This is a genomic window from Photobacterium sp. ABD4_091 (assembly GCF_056160145.1).
This window is the reverse complement of record NZ_JBSWWQ010000002.1, coordinates 599,541-621,426: the sequence shown is the minus strand read 5'-3', so window position 1 is coordinate 621,426 and position 21,886 is coordinate 599,541. Positions and strand designations below refer to the sequence as shown.

General features: G+C 45.5%; 23 protein-coding genes and 1 pseudogene. 4 read left to right on the top strand and 20 right to left on the bottom strand.

Going from position 1 to position 21,886, the window contains the following annotated elements:
* Positions 1-48: 48 nt before the first annotated feature.
* Positions 49-939 (bottom strand): hypothetical protein, encoded by an 891-nt coding sequence (locus ACXAGQ_RS17070; RefSeq protein WP_475255436.1) that lies wholly within the window; start codon positions 937-939, stop codon positions 49-51.
* Between the two features lie 232 nt (positions 940-1,171).
* Here ACXAGQ_RS17070 and ACXAGQ_RS17065 point away from each other — a divergent pair, with 232 nt between their 5' ends.
* Positions 1,172-1,645, top strand: coding sequence for a redoxin family protein (locus ACXAGQ_RS17065; RefSeq protein ID WP_475255435.1), 474 nt, complete (start codon positions 1,172-1,174; stop codon positions 1,643-1,645).
* Positions 1,646-1,746: 101 nt separating this feature from the next.
* On the opposite strand, the gene ACXAGQ_RS17060 is transcribed toward ACXAGQ_RS17065, so the two are convergent.
* The 3 genes from ACXAGQ_RS17060 to ACXAGQ_RS17050 form a co-directional block, all read right to left on the bottom strand.
* The gene (locus tag ACXAGQ_RS17060; protein WP_475255434.1) at positions 1,747-2,670 is read right to left on the bottom strand and encodes a protein kinase domain-containing protein; all 924 of its coding nucleotides are present in this window, start codon (positions 2,668-2,670) and stop codon (positions 1,747-1,749) included.
* A gap of 358 nt (positions 2,671-3,028) precedes the next feature.
* Positions 3,029-5,206: a DUF6351 family protein gene (locus tag ACXAGQ_RS17055; protein ID WP_475255433.1), complete on the bottom strand. Its 2,178-nt coding sequence runs from the start codon at positions 5,204-5,206 to the stop codon at positions 3,029-3,031.
* 206 nt (positions 5,207-5,412) lie between these two features.
* Positions 5,413-5,646 carry a hypothetical protein gene (locus ACXAGQ_RS17050; protein ID WP_475255431.1) on the bottom strand — a complete coding sequence of 78 codons (234 nt, stop codon included), beginning with the start codon at positions 5,644-5,646 and terminating at the stop codon, positions 5,413-5,415.
* Positions 5,647-6,117: 471 nt separating this feature from the next.
* Here ACXAGQ_RS17050 and ACXAGQ_RS17045 point away from each other — a divergent pair, with 471 nt between their 5' ends.
* Complete coding sequence (locus ACXAGQ_RS17045) at positions 6,118-6,567, top strand: DUF2753 family protein (protein ID WP_475255429.1); 450 nt, start codon at positions 6,118-6,120, stop codon at positions 6,565-6,567.
* A 41-nt stretch (positions 6,568-6,608) separates the two neighbouring features.
* Here the strand turns inward: ACXAGQ_RS17045 and ACXAGQ_RS17040 are convergent.
* Positions 6,609-6,827: pseudogene (locus ACXAGQ_RS17040) on the bottom strand (alternative ribosome-rescue factor A); the annotation flags it as partial.
* A 19-nt stretch (positions 6,828-6,846) separates the two neighbouring features.
* Entirely contained in the window at positions 6,847-7,980 is a 1,134-nt protein-coding gene (locus ACXAGQ_RS17035; protein ID WP_475255427.1) for a serine hydrolase domain-containing protein, read from the bottom strand.
* 601 nt (positions 7,981-8,581) lie between these two features.
* On the opposite strand from ACXAGQ_RS17035, the gene ACXAGQ_RS17030 reads away from it, so the two are divergent.
* Both ACXAGQ_RS17030 and ACXAGQ_RS17025 read left to right on the top strand, forming a co-directional pair.
* Positions 8,582-9,325 carry a MaoC family dehydratase gene (locus ACXAGQ_RS17030; RefSeq protein WP_475255425.1) on the top strand — a complete coding sequence of 248 codons (744 nt, stop codon included), beginning with the start codon at positions 8,582-8,584 and terminating at the stop codon, positions 9,323-9,325.
* Positions 9,326-9,576: 251 nt separating this feature from the next.
* Positions 9,577-10,068 carry a hypothetical protein gene (locus tag ACXAGQ_RS17025; protein WP_475255424.1) on the top strand — a complete coding sequence of 164 codons (492 nt, stop codon included), beginning with the start codon at positions 9,577-9,579 and terminating at the stop codon, positions 10,066-10,068.
* A 61-nt stretch (positions 10,069-10,129) separates the two neighbouring features.
* Here ACXAGQ_RS17025 and ACXAGQ_RS17020 read toward each other — a convergent pair whose 3' ends face one another.
* From ACXAGQ_RS17020 to phnC, 14 genes are all read right to left on the bottom strand, one after another.
* Entirely contained in the window at positions 10,130-10,774 is a 645-nt protein-coding gene (locus ACXAGQ_RS17020; protein ID WP_475255422.1) for a DapH/DapD/GlmU-related protein, read from the bottom strand.
* 111 nt (positions 10,775-10,885) lie between these two features.
* Entirely contained in the window at positions 10,886-11,653 is a 768-nt protein-coding gene (gene phnP / locus ACXAGQ_RS17015) for a phosphonate metabolism protein PhnP (RefSeq protein WP_475255421.1), read from the bottom strand.
* Positions 11,650-12,261, bottom strand: a complete 612-nt coding sequence (gene phnN / locus ACXAGQ_RS17010) for a ribose 1,5-bisphosphokinase (protein ID WP_475255419.1) — start codon at positions 12,259-12,261, stop codon at positions 11,650-11,652. Before phnN ends, phnP begins: the two co-directional genes overlap by 4 nt.
* Positions 12,262-12,307: 46 nt before the next feature.
* Positions 12,308-13,444, bottom strand: coding sequence for an alpha-D-ribose 1-methylphosphonate 5-triphosphate diphosphatase (phnM, locus tag ACXAGQ_RS17005; protein ID WP_475255417.1), 1,137 nt, complete (start codon positions 13,442-13,444; stop codon positions 12,308-12,310).
* Between the two features lie 21 nt (positions 13,445-13,465).
* Positions 13,466-14,200: a phosphonate C-P lyase system protein PhnL gene (gene phnL, locus ACXAGQ_RS17000; RefSeq protein WP_475255415.1), complete on the bottom strand. Its 735-nt coding sequence runs from the start codon at positions 14,198-14,200 to the stop codon at positions 13,466-13,468.
* 9 nt (positions 14,201-14,209) lie between these two features.
* Positions 14,210-15,016, bottom strand: coding sequence for a phosphonate C-P lyase system protein PhnK (gene phnK, locus ACXAGQ_RS16995; protein WP_475255413.1), 807 nt, complete (start codon positions 15,014-15,016; stop codon positions 14,210-14,212).
* A 19-nt stretch (positions 15,017-15,035) separates the two neighbouring features.
* A complete protein-coding gene (locus ACXAGQ_RS16990; RefSeq protein ID WP_475255411.1) occupies positions 15,036-15,938 on the bottom strand; it encodes an alpha-D-ribose 1-methylphosphonate 5-phosphate C-P-lyase PhnJ in 903 nt (300 codons plus the stop codon).
* Positions 15,939-17,093: a carbon-phosphorus lyase complex subunit gene (locus tag ACXAGQ_RS16985; protein ID WP_475255409.1), complete on the bottom strand. Its 1,155-nt coding sequence runs from the start codon at positions 17,091-17,093 to the stop codon at positions 15,939-15,941.
* A complete protein-coding gene (phnH, locus tag ACXAGQ_RS16980; RefSeq protein WP_475255407.1) occupies positions 17,093-17,692 on the bottom strand; it encodes a phosphonate C-P lyase system protein PhnH in 600 nt (199 codons plus the stop codon). Before phnH ends, ACXAGQ_RS16985 begins: the two co-directional genes overlap by 1 nt.
* Before the next feature lie 29 nt (positions 17,693-17,721).
* Positions 17,722-18,180: a phosphonate C-P lyase system protein PhnG gene (gene phnG / locus ACXAGQ_RS16975; RefSeq protein WP_475255405.1), complete on the bottom strand. Its 459-nt coding sequence runs from the start codon at positions 18,178-18,180 to the stop codon at positions 17,722-17,724.
* Positions 18,181-18,876, bottom strand: a complete 696-nt coding sequence (gene phnF, locus ACXAGQ_RS16970; protein ID WP_475255404.1) for a phosphonate metabolism transcriptional regulator PhnF — start codon at positions 18,874-18,876, stop codon at positions 18,181-18,183. It lies immediately after the preceding gene.
* 95 nt (positions 18,877-18,971) lie between these two features.
* Entirely contained in the window at positions 18,972-19,736 is a 765-nt protein-coding gene (gene phnE, locus ACXAGQ_RS16965; RefSeq protein ID WP_475256610.1) for a phosphonate ABC transporter, permease protein PhnE, read from the bottom strand.
* 72 nt (positions 19,737-19,808) lie between these two features.
* A complete protein-coding gene (gene phnD / locus ACXAGQ_RS16960; protein WP_475255403.1) occupies positions 19,809-20,822 on the bottom strand; it encodes a phosphonate ABC transporter substrate-binding protein in 1,014 nt (337 codons plus the stop codon).
* A 17-nt stretch (positions 20,823-20,839) separates the two neighbouring features.
* A complete protein-coding gene (gene phnC, locus ACXAGQ_RS16955) occupies positions 20,840-21,649 on the bottom strand; it encodes a phosphonate ABC transporter ATP-binding protein (protein ID WP_475255401.1) in 810 nt (269 codons plus the stop codon).
* Positions 21,650-21,886: the final 237 nt, after the last annotated feature.

Here is a 21,886-nt window from a genome sequence, read left to right as displayed (position 1 = left end):
AACTTTTTTATACTTAGTCCCTCATAAGAATAAATTCTTAAGGGGTTTTCACTTTTCTAAAATAAGGCATTGGTATTGCGCAATTTTAGCCAGCTCTGCTGTTTTACTCGGAAATTCAGATTCTAGGAAAAGCAAAGCATCAGCAAGCGTGATTTGGTGTAAATTTGAGGTGTAGTCGAATATTAAGCGATTCACTTGTTGGATAAACATTTTTCTATCTTGTTGTAACTCGCACCGCTCCCAAATTGATAGATCAATATTATCGTCAGGGTCTTCCAGTGGGCTATTTGCCTGAAGATATAAATTAGAAAGCATAGATTCATATTGAGTAGTTGATAAATGCTCTTTACAGCGTAACAACCATGCTAAGGTAATAAGGTTATGCCCAAAGAAACCGAATTGTTCAAGGCAAGATACCAATACATCTGAAACAACGAGCTTCTCTTTCTTAACTTCAACCTCGTTTGCACCGGAAAAGGTAGATGTAACAAACTCTGTAAAGCGATTTAGGAATGTTGGTACCTGGTCTGGACTCAGCTCTGAATACACTGAATTCACCGCAAGTAGAATCGTAACATTGTGCGACAGATACTCATTATTCAGTGAGGCTTTATTAGCAAAATGTTCAAAAATACCCTGAAAGCCTTTGCTTTGATACCACTGAAAGGTAGCTTGATATGATGCAGGATAAATACCACGTTGTAACATACGATGAATACGAAATTCTGGTAATTGTGGAGCTTGTACTGATTCAACATATTCAGGCAAAACATGGATTGAATCATTCTTCATTAGCATTGATGTATGTAAAAATATAGCTTCGCCATTACCCAGTCTATCCGTCAGATAATTTGCTGATAAATATGCCTTTAAAGCATGAGGTTGATGAATTATCGCTCCACTATGAAGTGCCTGTTCTAATAAATCTTGGTTGGTCATCTTTCCTGCATGAAATTAACCGCTTTATATATTGTTTTTCTACATCATCACACATATAAAACCCTAACGCACTTTTTATTAATGCGACACCACTCCAGATAGCGAAAGCGTGAATATCATGATGAAGAGTTCTTGAACAAAATTCATTTAGGCATACACCCATTTTTTCAGATGGTTTTAACGGCGGTTGGCATCTACACTTCTAGGACATTAGCCAACAAGGACATTACGCATGATTCAACAAGGTCAATCTATACCTAATGGTACGGTTAGCCAGTTAACCGAAGACGGGATGCAAAACCACTCAACCCAAGAGTTGTTTGCCAATAAAACCGTAGTGCTTTTCGCCGTACCCGGTGCTTTTACACCAACTTGTTCAGAAGCACACTTGCCCGGTTTTGTGGTCTTGGCTGATCAAATTAAAGCAAAAGGGGTCGACGTTATTGCGTGTGTCGCTGTGAATGACGCTTTTGTGATGCAGGCATGGGGCGAAGCACAAAACGCTTCTGAGCTAATGATGCTCGCAGATGGTGATGCGAGCTTTACCAAGTCAATGGGTCTAGAAATGGACACTGAGGGATTTGGTGGAATACGCTCACAGCGTTATGCCATGATTGTTGAAAATGGTGTTGTCAAACAACTGAATGTCGAAGAAGGCGGCCAGTTTGAAGTCAGTTCTGCCGAGGCGATCCTTGCCGCGTTATAGGATGTAGATTAATTTGGATCGGGATGAGGCTCCCGATCCGCACTCTCCTTTACTCTTCTATATACCCCATTTTCCAATGGCTGCTTCTAGTGACTTATTGATTACAACGACCTATTCAACGCCAAAATGCGGTGCTTAAACCGAGTTGATATCACCCTGTCCTCTGCATACTTTTCTATTAAAGTGTCGAAGCCTTCCATTGTCGACTCATTAACACGTGTCTCCGGCTCAAACAGCACCATCAATGAGATTAGATAGGCGTAATAATCTTGCTTGATAGTTGCGGTAGATGAGTGCTTATTGCAGAAATAGGATGGACTGAATTGTTTGAAGCCTCGCTCCAGCCATGGCTCTCCTATCCTTCGAGTATTTGAAAAGTCGATGAGATTGGCTGTATTGTCAGGGTGAAAGATAATATTGCTGGGTTTGATATCGCCATGAACAAAACCATTACTATGAATGGCTTCTAATTGGTCTAATACCGACTCAAGGTATTTTGATATCTGGTGATAATAGCTTAGCTGGTGAGTGTAGCTGGGTTGGTCATTGTAGCCTTGCTGAGCGATGTAGCTTGGTTCATCAATACTCTTACGCCGTTCTCGCAGCCATTGGTTGGCTGACAAGCCTGATAGGTAATTTGTCAGCAAGTAACTTTGCTGGCCGTTTCTATAGAATTTAATGCATTCACTGCTCGTGAGGTTAAGTGCGCTAAGCCGAGTCAACCACTCGGCTTCACGCTGCAGGACATAGGCTTCAGCAGGTGTTTCCCCATATTTCACCTTGAAAGCCTTGTCTTCCTGAGTCACCTTCAAGCAACTCTGCCCTATAATCTTAATCTGGGCGTCACTCGGCAGGCATAATTGTTCCAAAGAGGCTGAAATAACTTGAAGCTTTGAGGAAACAACCTGAGACATCAGGTTGTCAAATTTCATGTAGTTCATCAAATACAACAGGCCAAGCACAGAGAGTAAAATCACCCAAACCGTGATCACTAATCTTAAATGCACTTCAAAAAAATCCTTCATTGGCCACTTAATCCTAGAACGTGACGCTACCGCCAATCAAATATTTAGCAGTCAAGGGAGAAAAATGTGCATGAAATTTTGATTTGTTTTTAAAACCTGCTCTTGAGCCGAAAAACAATAATATATTTTTGTGTTTTCTTTAAATTTCGACTAGTCGAGATTTTTCGATAATAACCATATATAATACAATAAATTAATTTATAAGCAATCAACAACATCCACACAACAATTAATGAAAAACGTCGAAAAAAGGAAATAACCTCAACAAACAATAGGTGAAATTTATTTTACACGCCTCGATTTAATTAATATATAAAATAAACACACGTTTACATTCACCGAATTCACCATCTATTGTTCAATTATTCATTAGCGGCATATTATTAGGGCGTCCCATATCTCCGAGACTGTAATCACAGACACCGTCAGGAAAGGTTGCCTTTAGGCTTTCAATCTTACTAGATACATCGACTGACCCATAAATGCCCTTTTCAATCGCTTTCTCTAACGAAATTCTGTGACACTTGAATATACTACCTTTCCATGGTGCTCCCGCTTGAATACGGCTGTTACTATAGATTGGATAGGCTTGGGTACATGGACCATTGGCTTGTCCATTCCACTTCCCATCAAACACACCATTTCCAGATGCGTGTATGTTACCTTCAGTATTAAAACACGTATCAACGGCCAATTGCGGTTTTGTCGCTTTTACCTTCTGTTGGTAGCTCATCGTCGCTGGCATGCTTTTTATCGCCATCAGCCACTCATCCATCAGAGAGTATGCCTGCTCCACCGGATTAAACTGTTTATGGGAAATCCAGATAACATGGTTATCAGCATGGTTCATTGCTTCCAGAATCCGTAATCGAGTCGAGAACGATGCCGAAGTGTGATGCATATTCAGATCATCTTCGAGGTGATGGCGAATATCAATGATAGGTAAGCTAACATTTCCCAAGAATACTTGGCCATATTGATAAGCTCTTTCGATTGCAGATAAAGGAGCAGATCGCCGTTTAGCCGGCGTTGTTTTGTCTTCCGTTACGTTGTGTTCTCCCCAGAGTGAGAGCCAAAGCGGCGGGATACTTGCGCTTAAACTGAGTTTTTTCTCCGACTCCATGTCATTAAAAGGTTTCCAAGCCCCTATTCTCTGGTTTATTTCTATAAACTCATCTAAGGAAATCGTCTTATCGCGCAACGCTAGCAGACCATACTGTACACCTACGTTATCCCAAGTCGATTGGGCAAATCCGTGCTCGTCTTTGCCATAGACATGAACCAAATCCTGCCAGTAATTCCAATTGACCTTATCGACGACTGATTCATGGTAGTAAGGCTTAAGGAAGCCCTGTCTGGGATTGTTGAGGTAACTGCTAAGGCCAAAGTAACCGTTGATGCATTCGCTATTACCTTGCGGAAATTCAGGCATTTTCAATCGAACGAGCTGGTTTAATGGTTGCAGCCAGCCAAACCTTTGCTCCGCCTCATTAATCGCTCTTAGCCCTTCAATATGCTGTCGGGACTGCCAATCCTGCCACCTTTCTCTATCACTGGCTCTAAAGCTGAAATAGGTGTTGAGCAAGTCACAATCTAAGGCATATATCGAGACACTGACCATATCCGGATAGGAGTAGAGTGGCAGCAAACCATCCAAAATACCTTCACTGTTTTGAGCAATCAGGTATTGGGCAAGTCCTCCCCCAGAGCCACCGATACCTATGGTATACAAAGGCTCGCCAAACAGGCTAACAAACTGGGTCTTTACTCGACGTGCGGTATCTTCAGCAAGCAGCATGTTATAGCCATAGCTTGTTTTGTTCCCACTTGAAGCGATAACAGCGTAACCTTTTCTAATCTGTGGCAGCTCTTTTTTGATCAAGCGGTGTAGCTTCATTTTCCCTTGGCGAAACCCTAAGCCAGAGCCCCCCTCGAAACGGTATATCAAGCGCTTATTCCATGCTTTGGCACTGTCCTGCGACCCGACCTCATCGAGGCCAATAGGCATGGCGATGGTATAGATGTATCGATTAATGGTTCCTTTTTCGATTCGGACAAGGAGCTCTTCGTCTCTCGGAGGGTTATGTTGTAGCTCTAACTCGCTCCTTGGGGAAATGGTATTTTCTTTATCAATGACTACGTAAGAAAGCTGGGTTCTTATCGCACAATCTTTTGAGTAGCCAATGAGTTTCTTACCATTAAACACTTCGTAAATTGGAACACCGAAGCCGTCTTGGTTATCCACAACGGGCTGCCCGAGGCCTGAGTCCACCGTCATACAGAAAAAAGGATATTGGTTCGGGCCAGAGTAGAGAGATTTAACCGGGCCGATCTCGCCGACACGAATTGGAAAAGAAAAGGTTTCTTCTGGACGCGGGCTTTTGCTGATATGCCCTTTTATTTCAAGTAGGTAATTAGACTGTTCAGGAGCGAGTGCTTTCACTTGCCTTTCGACAATGTCGCCTTGATCATCAAACTGAAGGGCGATAGTGATAACAACAAAAAGACCAATCAAGCCAAATATCAGTTTTTTCATAGTGTCTACGAAGCTTTATTTACTCTTGTATAGTCTAGCTTCGTTACAGTTCTGCAGGGTCTTGGGACTTAGATTAGAAGATGATGAAGGATTTACTGGTAGGCTGAAAACGAAAAGGAGTACAAAACGTACTCCCTTCAATCAACATGTCAATCTGCGTAAGTATCTGATCAAAAATTATTAATCATATAGTTACTTAGATTCAATTAAGGCTCTTCATGTTCCGATTCGAGATCTGAACAGAATTTCAGTGTGCCTGTTTCAATATGATGACATAAGGGTGCCCGTCCATTGTGAACATTTTCAACTTCTACCCATTTGCCAGCTGATTGTACGCTTCCAGCAAAAAGGAGTCCGCTAACCACTACTCCACTGCTTACGCCAAGTATTTTTTTTGTACGGCGCGTGTTATGTGTCTTGATTGTAATTTGCTTTTTCATTTATCTATTCTGTTTTCTTGATTTAAGACTATTGATCAACAACAAAAAAGTCCTAGCCCAATAGTGCGTTTGCATTCAAACAGTTGATAACTCAATGACCTAGCCAGCATCAAACTGTCACTTTTTTAACATAACCCCACATAAGATATTAAAATTTAAGAATTTTATTGGTCATGCTACCCTGTTACAGGGTTGTACATAATGCAAGCTGAACAGAAAACAAACAACCCCGAATTTGGTTAAATGTGAGAATTTGGGTGTCAATTTATGAATGGATTTGAACAAATCACGACAGTACTGACGACTAACTATACATAGCGTGACTTGTCACGCAGATTCGATTTGAAAGACTTGAAACGATGTATTTACACTCAACAGCAAAGCAAATATAAATTGCCATAGTTATCGATAATAATTATCATTAACACCACTAAAGCTAAATGTACTGACAATTAATGTATGGAGGGGAATATGGATGTATCCCGGTGGGAGCAGCACACGTTGTTAGCCGACAACGCCGATAAGCAAGCAAAACCTATGATGGCAGTGCTTCATTATCACCTGGCTCTCGCAGAAGCTCAGCAACTCTCACCTGTCATTGGCACACAGGATGAACTAGATGAACTGCTGACTATCAAAGTGATGTCTTGTCATAATCTGGCAAATTTCTGGCGGATCCATGGTGATGATGAATATGAACTGAAGTACTTACAGCTCGCTTCGGAAGAAGTAATGGCGTTACTGCCACAGTGTCCATATACCAGCTGTAAAAGCTTCGTTTCTTCACTGGGCTGTTGCAAATCCGCGCTCATTGAATACTTGAAGCGCCATCCTAACCCGGCAGTGGCAAAACACGTCGAACGAATGCAGTCCACCAGCGAGTGCGAGCTGATTGTGAAATTCCAACTGCTTAAAATGTAGGAGAGAGTGCTATACAATTGAAGCTTCTATCAAGCTGCAATTGAATAGGACTCTCGTCCTGCATGTTTGTTCTTACGCTGGAAGCTCCCCTTGCCTTTTTTCGCCTTCACAACCCGTGTTTTGTACAGCTGGCTAGTCACTACTGCTTTTAGCGCATTGTCCCTAATAGTTCCTCTGCCGAAATCAGTTTCAACAATGTTCGTTTGATTTTGCTCTACAACTTCCTTTACAGGCGTTGAGTTCTTTCTTTTTTTACCCATTTTCAGGCCTCTTTTTGAGTTAAGTACCGGTCTCTTTGACCTCGTACCGCTGACGATACAACTTGAGGAAATAAAGTACAATCTCTCTGGCTACATCTGTCTCGCAATTAGTCAAAAATACCATACCTGTCTGAGTATGACGGTTAAACAGCATCTCAGTACGGATCCCTTTGACCCAGCCGCCATGATGGACAAATCCTGAGATCTCCTTGTAGTCAAAAGTACGCCAACCCAAGCCATAATACACATTACTGAGTTTCGCTCGGTAACGGTATTGGTTAGCTCTAATATGTGGTTTATGCATTATATCCAACAGTGGCGGCTGCAAAACTGAAGGGTTGTGACCAAACTGCGCCAGCATCCATTTCGATAAATCCTGCGCACTGGCATTAACACCCGCAGCAGCGGGTACTCGGTAGTAATACGGTGCAGGTTTAACCGGTGCAAAGCCCGCCTTCACTTTGACATGCGGTGTAACACGGTTTTCTGTTTCTTTGAATCCCTCCATTCCAAAAGAGGCATGATCCATCTCTAATGGGATGAAGATATTCTCCTGGACAAAAGTGGGGTAATCCATACCAACAGCTAAAGCCAGCATGTCGGCAGCCAAATTATAAACGACATTCTGATAGCCATAGCATTTGCCCGGATCACAAACGAACTTCACCCTATCCAGCATCTGTAGAATGCGCGTGTACCTGACGTTGTCCTCGATTAAATCTGAATATGCTTGTGGTACCAACCCGGTTGTATGGGACAGTAAATGACGCAAAGTGACATCTTTTCCCAACTGCGGGTCACTAAACTCTATGTTGTCTAAATACGGAACCACATGGGTATCCCACTCTATAGATTTCTGATCAACAAGTATTGATACTGCTGCTGAAGCGAAAGTCTTTGAAATTGAGGCCAGTGGAAACACCGTCGCTGAATCAATCTTATCTTTTCCCCCCTTCTTGGTCACTCCATAGCCCCGAAGCAATCGAATGTCCCCATTAATCACAACGGCCAGTGAAGCTCCCGGAATACCCTTCTTAACCGCCTTTTTGACATATTGATCAAGTTCAATTGCCATATCGTCATGCTCGGCACTGACGACAGGGACCGAAGCTAGCAACAACAAGGCCAGCCCCAGAATCCGATAACTTTTCATCAATTTACTACCTAGCCAAAATTATACTTACCAAAACACGCCAAGGCGTTCGGTTTCTATTAATTTTTTACCGCTGGCTATAAGCGTAGACGTATCACAGAAGGGGCTTTTTTCTCTTAAATGAGAAAGAATGTCAGCAATGGAACGTTGTTGACTAGTTAGCAATTTTAAGACGTAAAGTATTTCTCTAGATGATAAATAATTGCTATTTTTTAGAGCATTTATTTTGAATTTCTTCTAAGATAAGTTTGTTCTTCAACAGTTTTATACAGTGTATTTTTGTGCTTTTATCATTAAAATAAATATACATCTGTACGCTGAAATATAGGAACACATGTAAGCTGAAATAACTTACAGGTGTACGCTTAAATTTATGGGAAAGACTATTTTCTTACGACCGAATATCAAATGCGAGTTAAGTTAGTATTTTTACACTAAACCAAAACCTCTAAATATTGCTTGATATTCAGTTAGTTAAAGAAATGCTAGTAAGAAAACCGAGATGTAGAACACATTTTTTTCTTTCAATATTTTTATTTCCCATTACAATACTTCGCCTTGATTCGGCTTCAGGCAGTTTTAAATAATAAGGTATCAAGTCATGAAAGTTGTCGATTATTTTAAGCAAAAGCGTGGTGATCTATCGCTACATGCCTTTGAACTAAAAGACTTACTCTCTCCTTCTCTGCGTGAACATTGGCTTGATTTTGTCAACCGAGCAAACAAAACGCAGTTGGGCGCCCTTGTTATGCACAAACAGTCTGCATCCAACGATGATGTTGCCGAACAACCTAGTAAAAACAAGATAGAAAAAACTGTTGTGGAAAATATCGCACCTGAAGCTGTTGCTAAAACACCAGCTCCTATTGAAATGAAGCCTGAAGCAGAAGCCTTATACAAAGAGCTCACTGCTACCCTTGGCGAAGTCATCCATACTGGTGAATGGATGACTGTTGATCAGGGTCGTATCAACCAATTTGCTGATGTGACTGAAGATCACCAGTGGATTCACACTAACCCAGAGCGTGCAGCTGAAGAGTCTCCATTTAAGACGACTATTGCACACGGCTTCCTGACGCTGTCACTACTCTCTGTTCTTACAGACAGCGTTGACCCTGAGAACCAAAAGTTCCCAACGGCTAAAATGACCGTCAATATGGGTTTCAACAAAATCCGATTCCCATACCCGGTTAAATCTGAGAACCGTATTCGCGCTACTACCAAGATTCAATCTGTAAAGCCCGTTAAGCGCGGTTTGGAGATTGTCCAAGAGCTTACCGTTCAGATTGAAGGGATTCGTCGTCCTGGCTGTGTAGCGGAATCCGTTATCCAGCTTCACTTCTAATTCAAGAAGTACATCGCTGAACTATCATAGATGCCAAAAGCCATTGCTTTTGGCATTTTTGTATCTTGCGTCTAACCTCAAGATCAAACTCCCTCCAAGCGCTCCTCGATCAATAAAACTGTGTGATAGTTCAGCACACAATCAATCACTTCTTGCGTGAGCAAAAAATTACTCATACAATCACGCCAATTAAAAACATCATTCAAAAATAATTAACTATATTATCAATAATTTAAGCCAAACCATTCATTATGATTAGACTTGTCACCGTTATTCTTTTAGTCGCTATTTTAGCCGTTACTGGTGCAGTAACGATGTTAGGGATTCAGTCCGATGCTCGAAAATCAACACTAAACTCGATCGCCTCCACCATGCATACCACTTCGGAGATCGTTCATACCAAGGCTATTGTAAATGGCCTTACCGAAGCCTGTTATGTCTACAAGGATGAGACCACTCTCCGCGCATTCATTGAAGGAATTTATATCTGTAACGGCTACCCAACAGCCCATATAGATAACGTTAAGCGCGCCTTTAACATCAGCGATGATCTTGAAGTGAATAACCGAATGAAAGACGGAGGACGAATTGCTTATGTTTCTTTCAAGGAGGTCACTTACATCTCTGATAATGAAAGCAAACAGATTACTGTAACGCCTAAATGTTATGTCAGCTATCAAGATGCAAAAAGGGCTCATGGTCCGGAAATCTATGAGGTAACAGTTGAACTAGAGGATTGCTAAAAGAACCATGCCTAGGCACGGTTCTTCAATATCCAGCATGTGCCAAAGTATTAAGATACCACTAAGCTAACTGCTCTAAGCCCTCGAGGAAGGCAGTTGCATCTTGCTGAAACAAATGAAGGTTATCGCGGATTTTTTCGTCTTGCCAATCCCACCAGGCTAATGCCTCTAGCTTAGCCCCCATATCGGGATCTTCAAATCGCGGCCTCAGGATGCGGGCTGGATTGCCAACCACGATTGACCATGGCGGGACATCTTTAGTCACCACACTGCCCGCCCCGACAATGGAGCCGTTGCCTATCGTGACACCAGGTAGAATGATGGCACCATGGCCAATCCACACATCATGGCCGATAACCACTTTGTCTTCTTCACGCCACGCAAACACTTCATCATCAAGAGTTGCAGGGTCATCACCCAACTGATACTTACCCGGACGGTAGGTGAAATGATGCAAGGTCGGCCGCCACCAAGGGTGGTTACTCGGGTTTACCCTGACACTAGCCGCAATAGACGTAAATTTGCCGACTTGGGCAAACATCAGGTTGCTGTCATTCTGGATATAGCTGTAATCACCGACTGACACATTGTTCAAAATGCACCTGTCTGCAATTTCCACCCAACGGCCAAGTTTGGCATTATGCAGCTTGCTACTTTCAGCAATACTTGGCTCAGAGGATAAAGTTGGAGATAGCGGTTGATTCATTATTGCTTACTCATCGTTATGAGCCTACCTGTTCGTTCAAAAGCAGTTCGTTCAAAATCAGTTCTCTCTAAAGCTGCTCTCTCAAAAGCTACTCGCACGAAAACTATAGACTCAAAAGTTAAATTCCTGTCCATCGGAAACCAGAAAGAAGTCGTCATCAAAGGCTTGCGGGTTCGCCATGGCCCAGCTTTCAAGGTCATGGCCAATATGGATCAAGCCCATTTTCTTTGGACGGCATTCTTCTTTGAGTGATTTTGCCAGTATCACGTCGTTATGATTGCTCGGCTGCTCCCCTGCACTTCTATCAACAGGCGCAAAACTGCAGTCTATAAGCATTAGCTCTACGGGGTTATCTGCAAGCCATTGTTTAACCTCTGCTGGTAAATCAACGGTGTCAGTTAGGTATGCGATTCGCTTGCCCTGACATTCGAAGATATACCCTAAGCAAGGCTTCGAGTGAATCAAAGGCATAGGGGTGATACGGATATCTCGCCAATAGAAATGCTCAAACGGCTGCCTTGCCGCTTTGAAGTCCAAGATACCGGGATGTTTAAACAGATCATCACAGCCGACTGGGTCATCTGGACCAAACACCGGAATCGATAAATTCACTCCCCAGCGCAGATCAAACAGGGATTGCACATGATCCATGTGGTAATGGGTCAGCAAAATACTGTCGATACTCCCAGCGGGAAAACGTGCCATCAAGTCATCAGCATTGGCATCTATCAACAAGTTCCTGCCTTGATTGCTAATAAATGCCGATGTTTTCCCACGGGCATAGTCAGGGGTTGTCCTCGCCCTTTCGCAAGCTATGCAATGGCAGCCGTACACTGGCAATAGCCGAGCATTACCAGTCCCAATAACCGTGAGCTTCATTGCAATCTCTCCTTGTTGATTGGCAGCGCATGCTGGCTAAGGCGAGGCATGGCGCTCCGGTATTGGCTGTAATTTTTAATAAATTGTCCAATGGTCTGCTGCAACGAGCCGCTATTGTCCACGACAAAACCACTATCAGGGCATTGACCGCGGTAATACTCTGCCCTCGCCAGCCTGTCGACTATTTGATCCGGCGTCTCACGCCCTCTGGCATACAGCCGGGCTTCCAGGACTTCAGCGCTGACGTCGACGATGACAGGCACGACACGATAGCCGAAATCCATCATAGCTTGCTCTAAATAGGCTCTTGAGCCATTGACCACCACATCAAACCCTTGAGATAGCCAAAGCTCAATTTCTTTACCTAAGGCGTAATTAAAACCATTGGCCTTCCAACTCATAGCAAACAAACCTTGCTGCTTGCGCTGGGCAAACTCCTCCGCTGAGAGCTCTACGTGGTTCTCCCCGCCCGCCAGCGCAGAACGGGTGATATAACGATGTGCGACCAGCAACTGTTTGGGGTAGAGCGTGCGTATCGCCTGGAGCAGACTGTCTTTACCTGCCCCCGACGCGCCCATTACATAAAATAAGGTGCCTTGTTTATTCAACGCAGATCTCCTAGCGTTTCTAGTTCTTGGCATATCCCAGTATTAATTAAAATACCTGCTTGCCCTGACGCCAAACACGAGTGACATAAGTGTGATCATGCAAATGGTGTGCAAGGAGTAAGTCTGCACGTTTGCCCTCTGCTATCACACCGCGATCATTGAGTTGAAGTGCCTGTGCAGGGTTAATCGTCGCTAGCTTGGTTGCCTGCGGCAAATCCAAATCATTGCGCTCATCGTCTGCCAACTGGAACAGCGCATCAAGAAGGCTTCCCGGATAATAATCTGATGACAAAATATCCAATACGCCCAGGCTCGCGAGTTCATGTGCTGCCACATTGCCTGAATGCGAACCGCCACGAACAACATTCGGCGCGCCCATCATGACCTTCAATCCCATGTCATGAGATGCCTTGGCGGCTTCAATCGTGGTTGGAAACTCTGCAATCACCATCCCCAAGTCTTTTGACTCCTGAACGTGCTCAATGGTTGCATCATCATGGCTTGCCATTGGGATATTTCGCTCACGGCACTGGCGGGTAATTTCAGTGCGGTTCACCGCAGACCATTGCTGAGAACGTGCTACCTGCTCTTTCTCAAAGGCGAACATCTGCTCGTCGGAGAACTTGTATTTACCTTGGTAGTACTCACGGTATTTCTGAACATTGACGAACTGGCGTTGACCCGGCGCATGATCCATCAGTGACACCAAATGTACCTCAGGCAAATTGGCATAACGCTCAAACATCCCAACCGTAGTTTCATGGGGGACTTCACAGCGCAGATGCAAGAAATGTTCAGCGCGGTTTACCCCACGTTTTTGGCTTTCAATGACGGTGTCGATAAGGTGATCCAAATTTTCTTGGCGGCGTCCGCCTTCACGATAATCACCTAGGGCGACTGCATCCAATACCGTGGTGATCCCCGAGCCAACCAATTGGGCATCATGAGCGCTCATTGCCGAAAATGGCGGCCAGTCAACCTTAGGGCGCGGCGTGAAGTACTTTTCCAGGTTATCGGTATGGAGCTCAATCAAACCCGGCATCAGCCAGCCATTCTCGCCGTCATAGGCCTGTGGCAATTGGCTAAATGTGTCCGACATCGATTTAATCACGCCATTTTCCAATTCAACCGAGCCTTTTACGATCTCGTCTTCAAGGACCATATGTACATTGGTAATAATCACAATTGTTTCCTCATCCCTGAATTAGGCAACGTGTTCGGCTACTGGAGCCATTTCAAATTGCAATGATGATTGCTCTGTCATCTCGTACAAACGGTCTGCGACCTGCGACCTGACGTCTTCATCGTGGAATATGCCCACTATTGCTGCACCGCGAGATTTAGCCTCTTCAATCAAACTCACCACAACCGCGCTGTTGGTCGCATCCAATGACGCCGTTGGCTCATCAAGTAGCAAAATTGGGTAATCGACAATAAAACCCCTCGCGATGTTGACCCGCTGCTGCTCACCCCCAGAGAAGGTTGCTGGAGCCAAGTGCCATAGGTGCTCAGGCACATTCAATCGGCGAAGCAGCTCACTGGCTTTGCGCTTGGCCTCTTCACGGCAGCCTCCAATTTCCAGCATTGGCTGCATAACAACTTCCAGTGCGCTAATTCGAGGAATAACACGCAAGAACTGGCTTACCCACCCCACAGTATCACGGCGAACATTCAGCACATCTCGTGGGGCGGCGCTGACAAGGTCAACCCATTGGTCATTGTGGCGTACTTCAATGGAGCCACAATCAACCAGGTAGTTCGCATACAAAGCTCGCAGCAAGGTTGACTTACCCGAGCCAGAGTGGCCATGCAGCACAACACACTCCCCCTGCTCGACACCCATGGATGCATTTTGAAGAACTGGCAATTCAATACCGTTTTGATTATGCAAAACAAAGGTTTTGCTAACATTACAGACTTTCAACATTGGCTTGTTCATGTTCTTTCCTTAGTTTTGCAGTACCGATGAGACCAAAAGCTGGGTGTAAGGATGCTGGGGGTCGTCAAGCACCTGATCGGTCAAGCCAGTTTCCACTACATGGCTTTGCTTCATCACCATCAACCGGTGAGCAAGCAAACGTGCAACGGCCAAGTCATGAGTCACAATAACAACAGCAAGTTCCAGTTCTGTGACTAAGCGACGCAATAAATCCAATAGTTTTGCCTGAACAGACACATCGAGTCCGCCTGTGGGTTCATCCATAAAGATCAATTTAGGGTGAGTCACCAAGTTTCGGGCAATCTGCAAACGCTGCTGCATACCACCAGAGAAGGTGGTTGGCATGTCATCAATGCGTTCGGCTGGAATTTCAACATCGCCTAGCCACTTCTCGGCTTCGTTACGAATTTCACCGTAATGGCTTTTGCCTACAGCCATTAGCCGTTCGCCAATATTACCGCCAGCAGAGACACGCCCGCGCAAGCCATCCATAGGGTGCTGATGAACCACACCCCACTCAGTGCGAAGCAGGTGGCGGCGCTGGCTTTCTGCCATTGCATACAGGTCTTCTATCTGTGTAAGCTGTTGTTCTGCGCCACCGCGTAGGTAAAGCACTTCGCCATTGTCAGGTTGCAAGCGGCCAGAAATAGCCTTGAGCAAGGTACTTTTTCCCGAGCCTGATTCGCCAACAATACCCAAGACTTCACCAGGGAATAGCTCAAACGATACCTCTGAAAACCCTTTGCCAGGCGCATAGAGTTTGGTGAGATTTTGCACCGACAGTAGCGGTTGTTCTTTAAGGTTTGTCATTTCCATTATCTTCTTCTCGCACTGCCTATAGCGTATCCGTTAGTTCTGCGGTTTCAGGTGTGAATCCGGCAGCCTGTGACTCTGAGTTCTTTTCAACCTGCTGACGGCAGTAGTCGGTATCCGAGCAGACAAACATTCGGCTGCCCTCGTCATCAATCACCACCTCATCCAAAAAGGTATCAGTCGAGCCACAGATGCTGCATGGTTCATCCCACTTCTGTACTTCAAACGGGTGGTCATCAAAATCTAAACTGTGAACCTTGGTATATGGCGGGATGGCATAAATACGCTTCTCACGACCTGCGCCAAACAATTGAAGTGCCGCCATGTTGTCCATTTTCGGGTTGTCGAATTTCGGGATTGGAGACGGATCCATGATGTAACGATCATTGACGCGAACCGGATACGCATAAGCGGTTGCAATATGACCAAAACGTGCAATATCTTCATACAGTTTGACGTGCATGATGCCGTACTCCTGTAGGGCATGCATTTTACGGGTTTCCGTTTCACGCGGTTCGATAAAACGCAATGGCTCAGGGATCGGCACTTGATAGACAAGGATCTGATCTTCCTCCAACGCGACTTCAGGTATACGGTGGCGAGTCTGGATGATAGATGCTTCGGTTGTCGTTTCGGTGGTTTTAGCCCCGGCGACGGTTTTGAAAAACTCACGGATTGAAACGGCGTTAGTCGTATCGTCTGCCCCCTGGTCAATCACCTTCAGGGTATCGTCCTGACCAATGATGGTGGCTGTAAGCTGAACGCCCCCCGTCCCCCACCCATAGGGCATCGGCATTTCTCGACCGCCAAAAGGCACCTGATAACCAGGAATCGCTACCGCTTTTAGCAGCGCCCTACGGATCATTCGTTTGGTTTGCTCGTCTAGATAACCGTAGTTGTAGCCATGATTGTGTGTTTGTGACATTTACTTGTCCTCACCGTCTACGTGCTGTGTTGCCATCATTTCATCGTGTTCCTTGTGCATCTTGCGCAGAAGCTCCAATTCAGCTTGGAAATCAACGTAGTGCGGTAGTTTCAGGTGAGAGACAAAACCAGCAGCCTCAACGTTATCAGCGTGGGCCAAGACAAATTCTTCATCCTGCGCTGGGCCATCAACAGGCTCATCGTATTCGGCACCTTGCAACGCGCGGTCAACCAGCGCCATCGACATCGCTTTGCGCTCAGTAAAACCAAAGGTCAGGCCATAACCCCGTGTCAGCTTAGGTTTCTGCTGCTTATTACCAATGAATCCGTTAATCATCTGGCACTCGGTCAACTCAAGCTCACCGATATCAATATCAAAGCTTTCGGTTTTGGCTTCGGCTTCAGTTTCGGCGCATAGCTCTTCAGGACTCAGTGACAGCGTCACCTTCCCTGAGCGAATTTCACCAGCAAACGGGTGGTTGCGGCCGTAGCCACGTTGGGTCGAATAGCCAAGCGCCAGCAAAAAGCCCTCATCACCACGGGCCAGCTGCTGCAAGCGTGCAGAACGATCACATGGGAAATTAACCGGCTCCATGGTGACATCGTCGGGTTGCTCACCCTTATCCTGTTCAAAAACCATCAAATCCAGCTTTTCAAGAATCCCCATGACTTGCGGGCAAGGCTCGCTAGCGCTTTGAGCCCCCTCTTCAGCAGCCACCTGCTGCGCCATGTTCACCGGATTTTCACCCTCTGCAAGTAGGCTGAAATCCAACAAACGATGGGTGTAGTCATACGTTGGCCCTAACAACTGTCCGCCTGGTAAGTCTTTGTATGTCGCCGAGATACGGCGTTCTATACGCATATCTGAAGTATCAACCGGTTCCAGCACGGCCAAGCGAGGCAGCGTGGTACGGTAGGCGCGCAATAGGAAGATAGCTTCAACCAAGTCACCGCTCGCCTGTTTGATTGCCAGTGCCGCTAACTCTTTGTCGTAAATACCACCCTCAGTCATCACACGGTCGACAGAGCCGGCAAGCTGTTCGCTAATTTGTTCGACTTTCAACTCAGGCAAGTCGGTATTGCCCCGGCGTTTTTGTGCCTGAAGTTGGTGCGCGGCTTTAATCGCTTTTTCACCGCCTTTTACTGCAACGTACATTACATCGCCTCCACTGACGTTGAGCGCGGGATGGCCACCACTTGCTCACCTGAAACAAAAATCAAATCCAACCCTAGGGGAAACGCTTCTCCCTGAGCCAATAGGATGTTTTTTACATCCAGCGAAAGCACACCAAGCTGAATGCATTGTTCATCTTTGATACCCGGGCCTGTTAACTTGAACTGCTGGCCAGAAGATAAGCTATCTGTTTCGATAACAAGGGTTGTACTGCGGTCTGGGTACTCTTCATTGCCAGTATTAAAGGCAAGCTCATCCAAATTAATCGCTGGCATGTCCGTTAATGCAATGGCGGCAAATGATGCGTTGTCCGGGGTTGCATTGGTTGAAGCGCCAGTGTGGAAATGGATATTTTTTGTCGCAGCATTGTCTTGTAAAAACGACTGGGACAGCCATAAAGGCGTGCTGTTATCCGCCATCGCAAGTAACACTTGGCTTGTCGCAGGCATCATTGACCCGAAACCATGGCAGCGGTCTAATTTGACCTGGGTGCCCGGCTCCGACATGGCCTTAAGCAGGCGCCTGAAACAAAACTGACTGTCATGTACGGCATCAGTGAAAGCCGAGGTAATTTGGCTCATCGTATTTCTCCTTTATCTATTACCGCGGCTTAATCTTCACCACGAACCATGGTGAAAAAGTCCACTTTGCTGCTTGCAACTTCTTTCTGACGCAGCTCCCTTTCCGCTTGCTTGTCCGCCGCCAATGGGGAGATGATTTGAGCGAATATGACCTTGTGGTAATTTTCTGTTTGCAGCAATCCATCCAGCACTGCCGCTAGCTCTGCATGCTGCTTGTTGCGCCCCTGAAGGTAGCTATAACCCATCTCACCGCTTGCCAACTGAACCGCAGCACGAGTTATGGTGACATCGCCAATATTGAACTGGCGGCCAGTGCTCCCCATCCTTGCCCGTACTTGTGCCAAGCCGATTTCGGCCGGGCGGATGATCTGATAATCCGGAGCCAATCCATGTTGGTTTCGGCTCTGCAGCCAAAGGGTTGAGAGTTTTTCAAAACTGGCCTGAGCCAGTACAGACATCCAATGCTTTCTTTTTTCCGTGGTGTCCATTTAGTGCTCCATGACTAATTCAATGACATCGGATCGCGTATTTGAATTCGAATATTCAGCTACTTTTTCCGTGCCTTTGATGACATTTGTGGTACGTATAATTAATAACGGGATACTGCTATTTATTTGTAAAAGTCGGCAGTACTCGGTATTCGGTATTTGGGCGCGAAGCCGAGTGCTTTTACGCTCTAATTCAACACCCAATTCTTTTTTAATAAAATTATGCAGGGAGCCAGATTGAAAATGCTTAATCACTGGCCACCAGCTATAGTCAGGCAAATAATGATCAATCACGGTACGTGGAACACCATCCATTTTTCGGTATGTCCGCAAATGGATAATCTTACTTTCCGGTTCACAATCAAGCTTTCTGGCCAACCGTTCACTCGCTACAAGAATGCGGGACTGCAGGACTTCACAACGAGGTAGGGAACCTTGTTCAAGCAGGTTCCCGGTAAAGTGGGCGCCAGCGTGCAGGTAGTAGTCTGCTGGTTGGCTTAACACCATATTTCCTTTGCCTTGGTGGCGCAAAATCAACCCTGCCGTTACCAACTCATCTATAGCTCGTCTCACCGTGTGACGATTGACTTGAAAATATTTCGCTAATTGTGATTCGGATGGTAAATAATCACCTGCCTGATATTTATGACGTAAGTCATCCTCCAATTCCTTGGCAATTTTTTGATAGACAGGCATTTTCATTTCCTTAAATTTTGGTTTGCTAGTAGGTAAATAGTTATCTAGACATGTAAACCGAAAATTTTTATTTCGTGATTAAATCTATATTTCATTTAAATGAATTTCTTGCGAATGATCTGAGAAACAAAATCAATAATGCTCACAGTGACAATAACGATCAGCATGATGGCGGCAGTCTGCTGCATCTGGAAACCGGAGATTGATTGCCACAACAGTACGCCTATACCGCCCGCACCAACCATACCAACAACAGTCGCAGAGCGAATATTTGATTCTAGGCGATACAAGGAGTAAGAAATCCACAGCGGCATAACTTGCGGTATGACCCCATACAGAATCACTTCCAGTGGGTTTGCGCCGGTGGCTTTCACGCCTTCAATAGGTCCCGGCTCAATCGCTTCCACGGCCTCAGCAAACAGTTTGGCCAAAACACCCGTGGTGTGAATGAACAATGCCATAACACCGGCAAAAGGACCTAGGCCAACCACCACCACAAACAGCATGGCAAAAACCATCTCGTTGATTGCACGCAGGCCGTCCATCAAGCGCCTTACCGGAAAGGTAACCCAGGTCGGCATTAAGTTTTCTGCACTCAATATACCAAAAGGGACAGCCAGCATAATCGAAAGCAAGGTTCCCCAAATACCAATCTGAATCGTGACTAGCATTTCGCTGAAATACAGCTCAACATCAGTAAAGTCAGGTGGAAAGAAGTCCTTAAGTAGCTGCACCATATTTTCAGGATGCTCGAAGAACATCATAGGTGCCATTTCTGCGCCACGCCAAGCCCACATTAAAATGCTGAGCACGATGACCGCGACGACTGCGTTTTTAATCGAAAGCTTTGATGGTGGCATCAAGTGTTGAGTATTGGTGTGCATCATTATGTCCTTGTGTGGCAGGGACATCGCCCCTGCCCTCATCCTTTATTAACCTTGTGCTTTATCTAAGCTTGCGTTGAGTGCTTCAATTTCAGCACTCAAAGCGTCAAGTTCAGCCTGGTACTGGGCAATACGCTCTTGCTTCACTTTGTCACTCAAGCGTGGGTTATCTTGAGTTTCTACCAGTGCCTTATATGCTTCCATCTGTCGAATTGGCAGCAACTGGTTATTGTCTGCCGGTGCAAAGCCAGACCATGCCAATAACTTGAGGTTATCCAGCTGCTGAGGGTTTTCTCTTCCGTAAGCAAGGAAAAATTCACGAGCCTGTTCTTTGACGTTTTCAGGAATATCCTTACGCCAAGTGATCACATCCGAAGGGATCAGATCTGACTGCCACACCACTTTCAACTTGCTATACAAATCTGGATTGCTTTGCTTGATACGCACGAGGTTCATCGTGTGGTTCGTCGCCACATCGACCTGCTTGTTCGCCACAGCCATGGCATTTGACCCATGGTTAGCGATAATTGTGCGCTTAAAGTCGTTAGCTGAAATATGGTTCTGGGCAAAAGCATAGTAATTCGGAACCAAGAAACCTGAGGTTGAGTTAGGCTCACCATTGCCCAGCATCAAGTCTTTGCGGTTATCAATCACATCTTGCAGTGTATTGATGTCATCATTTTCACTGTTGACTAGCAATACGCTGTAATAACCTTGGGTTCCGTCTTTATCGATATAGCGAGCAAAGATTTCTGCATTGGCACGGTCAACCGCTTCCATCGCGGATTTATTACCAAAATAGGCGAAGTCGACTTTATTGAAGCGCATTCCCTGGATAATCCCAGCATAGTCTGGAGCAAAGTAGGCATTCACTTTGATACCCAGCTCTTCACTGAGGTCATCCAACATTGGCTCCCAGCGTTGCTTTAGGTTTTGCTGAGCATCAGTTGCAATAATGCCAAAGTTAATTTCTTTCATGGTTTCCGCCACGCTGGTTAGCGGTGATACCAAGCTGGCTGCTAATGCAATGGAGCAGCCAACTTTTTTGATAGTGGTAAACATGATCTTTCCCTGTCTAATTAAAATGATGGCGCTAGTTCAACACCAACAGGCGTATTTTCAGCCTGTGGCTTTGCCGCGGTATAAAGTGCTGTTAGTTTTTGCTCTGTCAATTCAGCCGCTGCGCCTTGATAGAAAACTTCCCCTTCACGCAGTGCGATGATCTGCTCGCAGTATTTAAGGGCATGGTCAACTTGGTGGAGGGTCACAATAACCGGAATGCCTTCTTTGCGGTTGATGTCCTCAAGTAACTCCATCACGATGCGGGATGACTCCGGGTCTAATGAAGCGATAGGCTCATCGGCGAAAATGATTTTAGCCCGCTGCATAAGCGCACGGGCGATTGCCACGCGCTGCTGCTGGCCGCCAGAAAGTGTTGATACTCGCTGATGGGCGAATTGTTCCATCCCTACACGTTGTAGTGCCTGCAACGCTCGTTGTTTCTGCTCTGCCGTAAAAGTGCCTGTCAGGGTGCGCCACTTGGATGTTTCGCTAAGTGCGCCAATAAGTACATTAGTCAATACACTCAGGCGATTCACCAAGTTGAACTGCTGGAAGATGTACCCTGCCTGTGCGCGGCACTGGCGAACCTGCTTACTGGCTTTACCCTGTGCCTGGACCGTTTCGCCAAGCACTGATATGTGTGAATCTGCGTCTTTGTCCGATACAACCAAGCCACTAAGGTGGCGCATTAACGTTGACTTTCCTGAACCCGATGGGCCCAGTAATGCAGTCATCGAGCGTTCTTTGATTGTCAGGTTAATCCCTTTCAGTGCCTGCTTGTTACCGAAAGTCTTATTGATATTGCTGATGCTTATGATGGTATCCATGTCCGTCATCTCATGTCCGATTCGAGGTACAGAGTGCGGGTGAAATATGAATGTTTTATTGATTGAAGATGTCAGGCTCGTGACGGGAGCAAACAACAATTAGCTTGTTGTTGTGAGGAAAAGTACCTAATAATCAATGAGCAATGCCAAAAATAAGCCAACAACAGGACAACTTGTCTAGATAACACCGTCAAGAAAGATTCATCAAGGGCAGATACTTGCTTCCATCGACCAAAC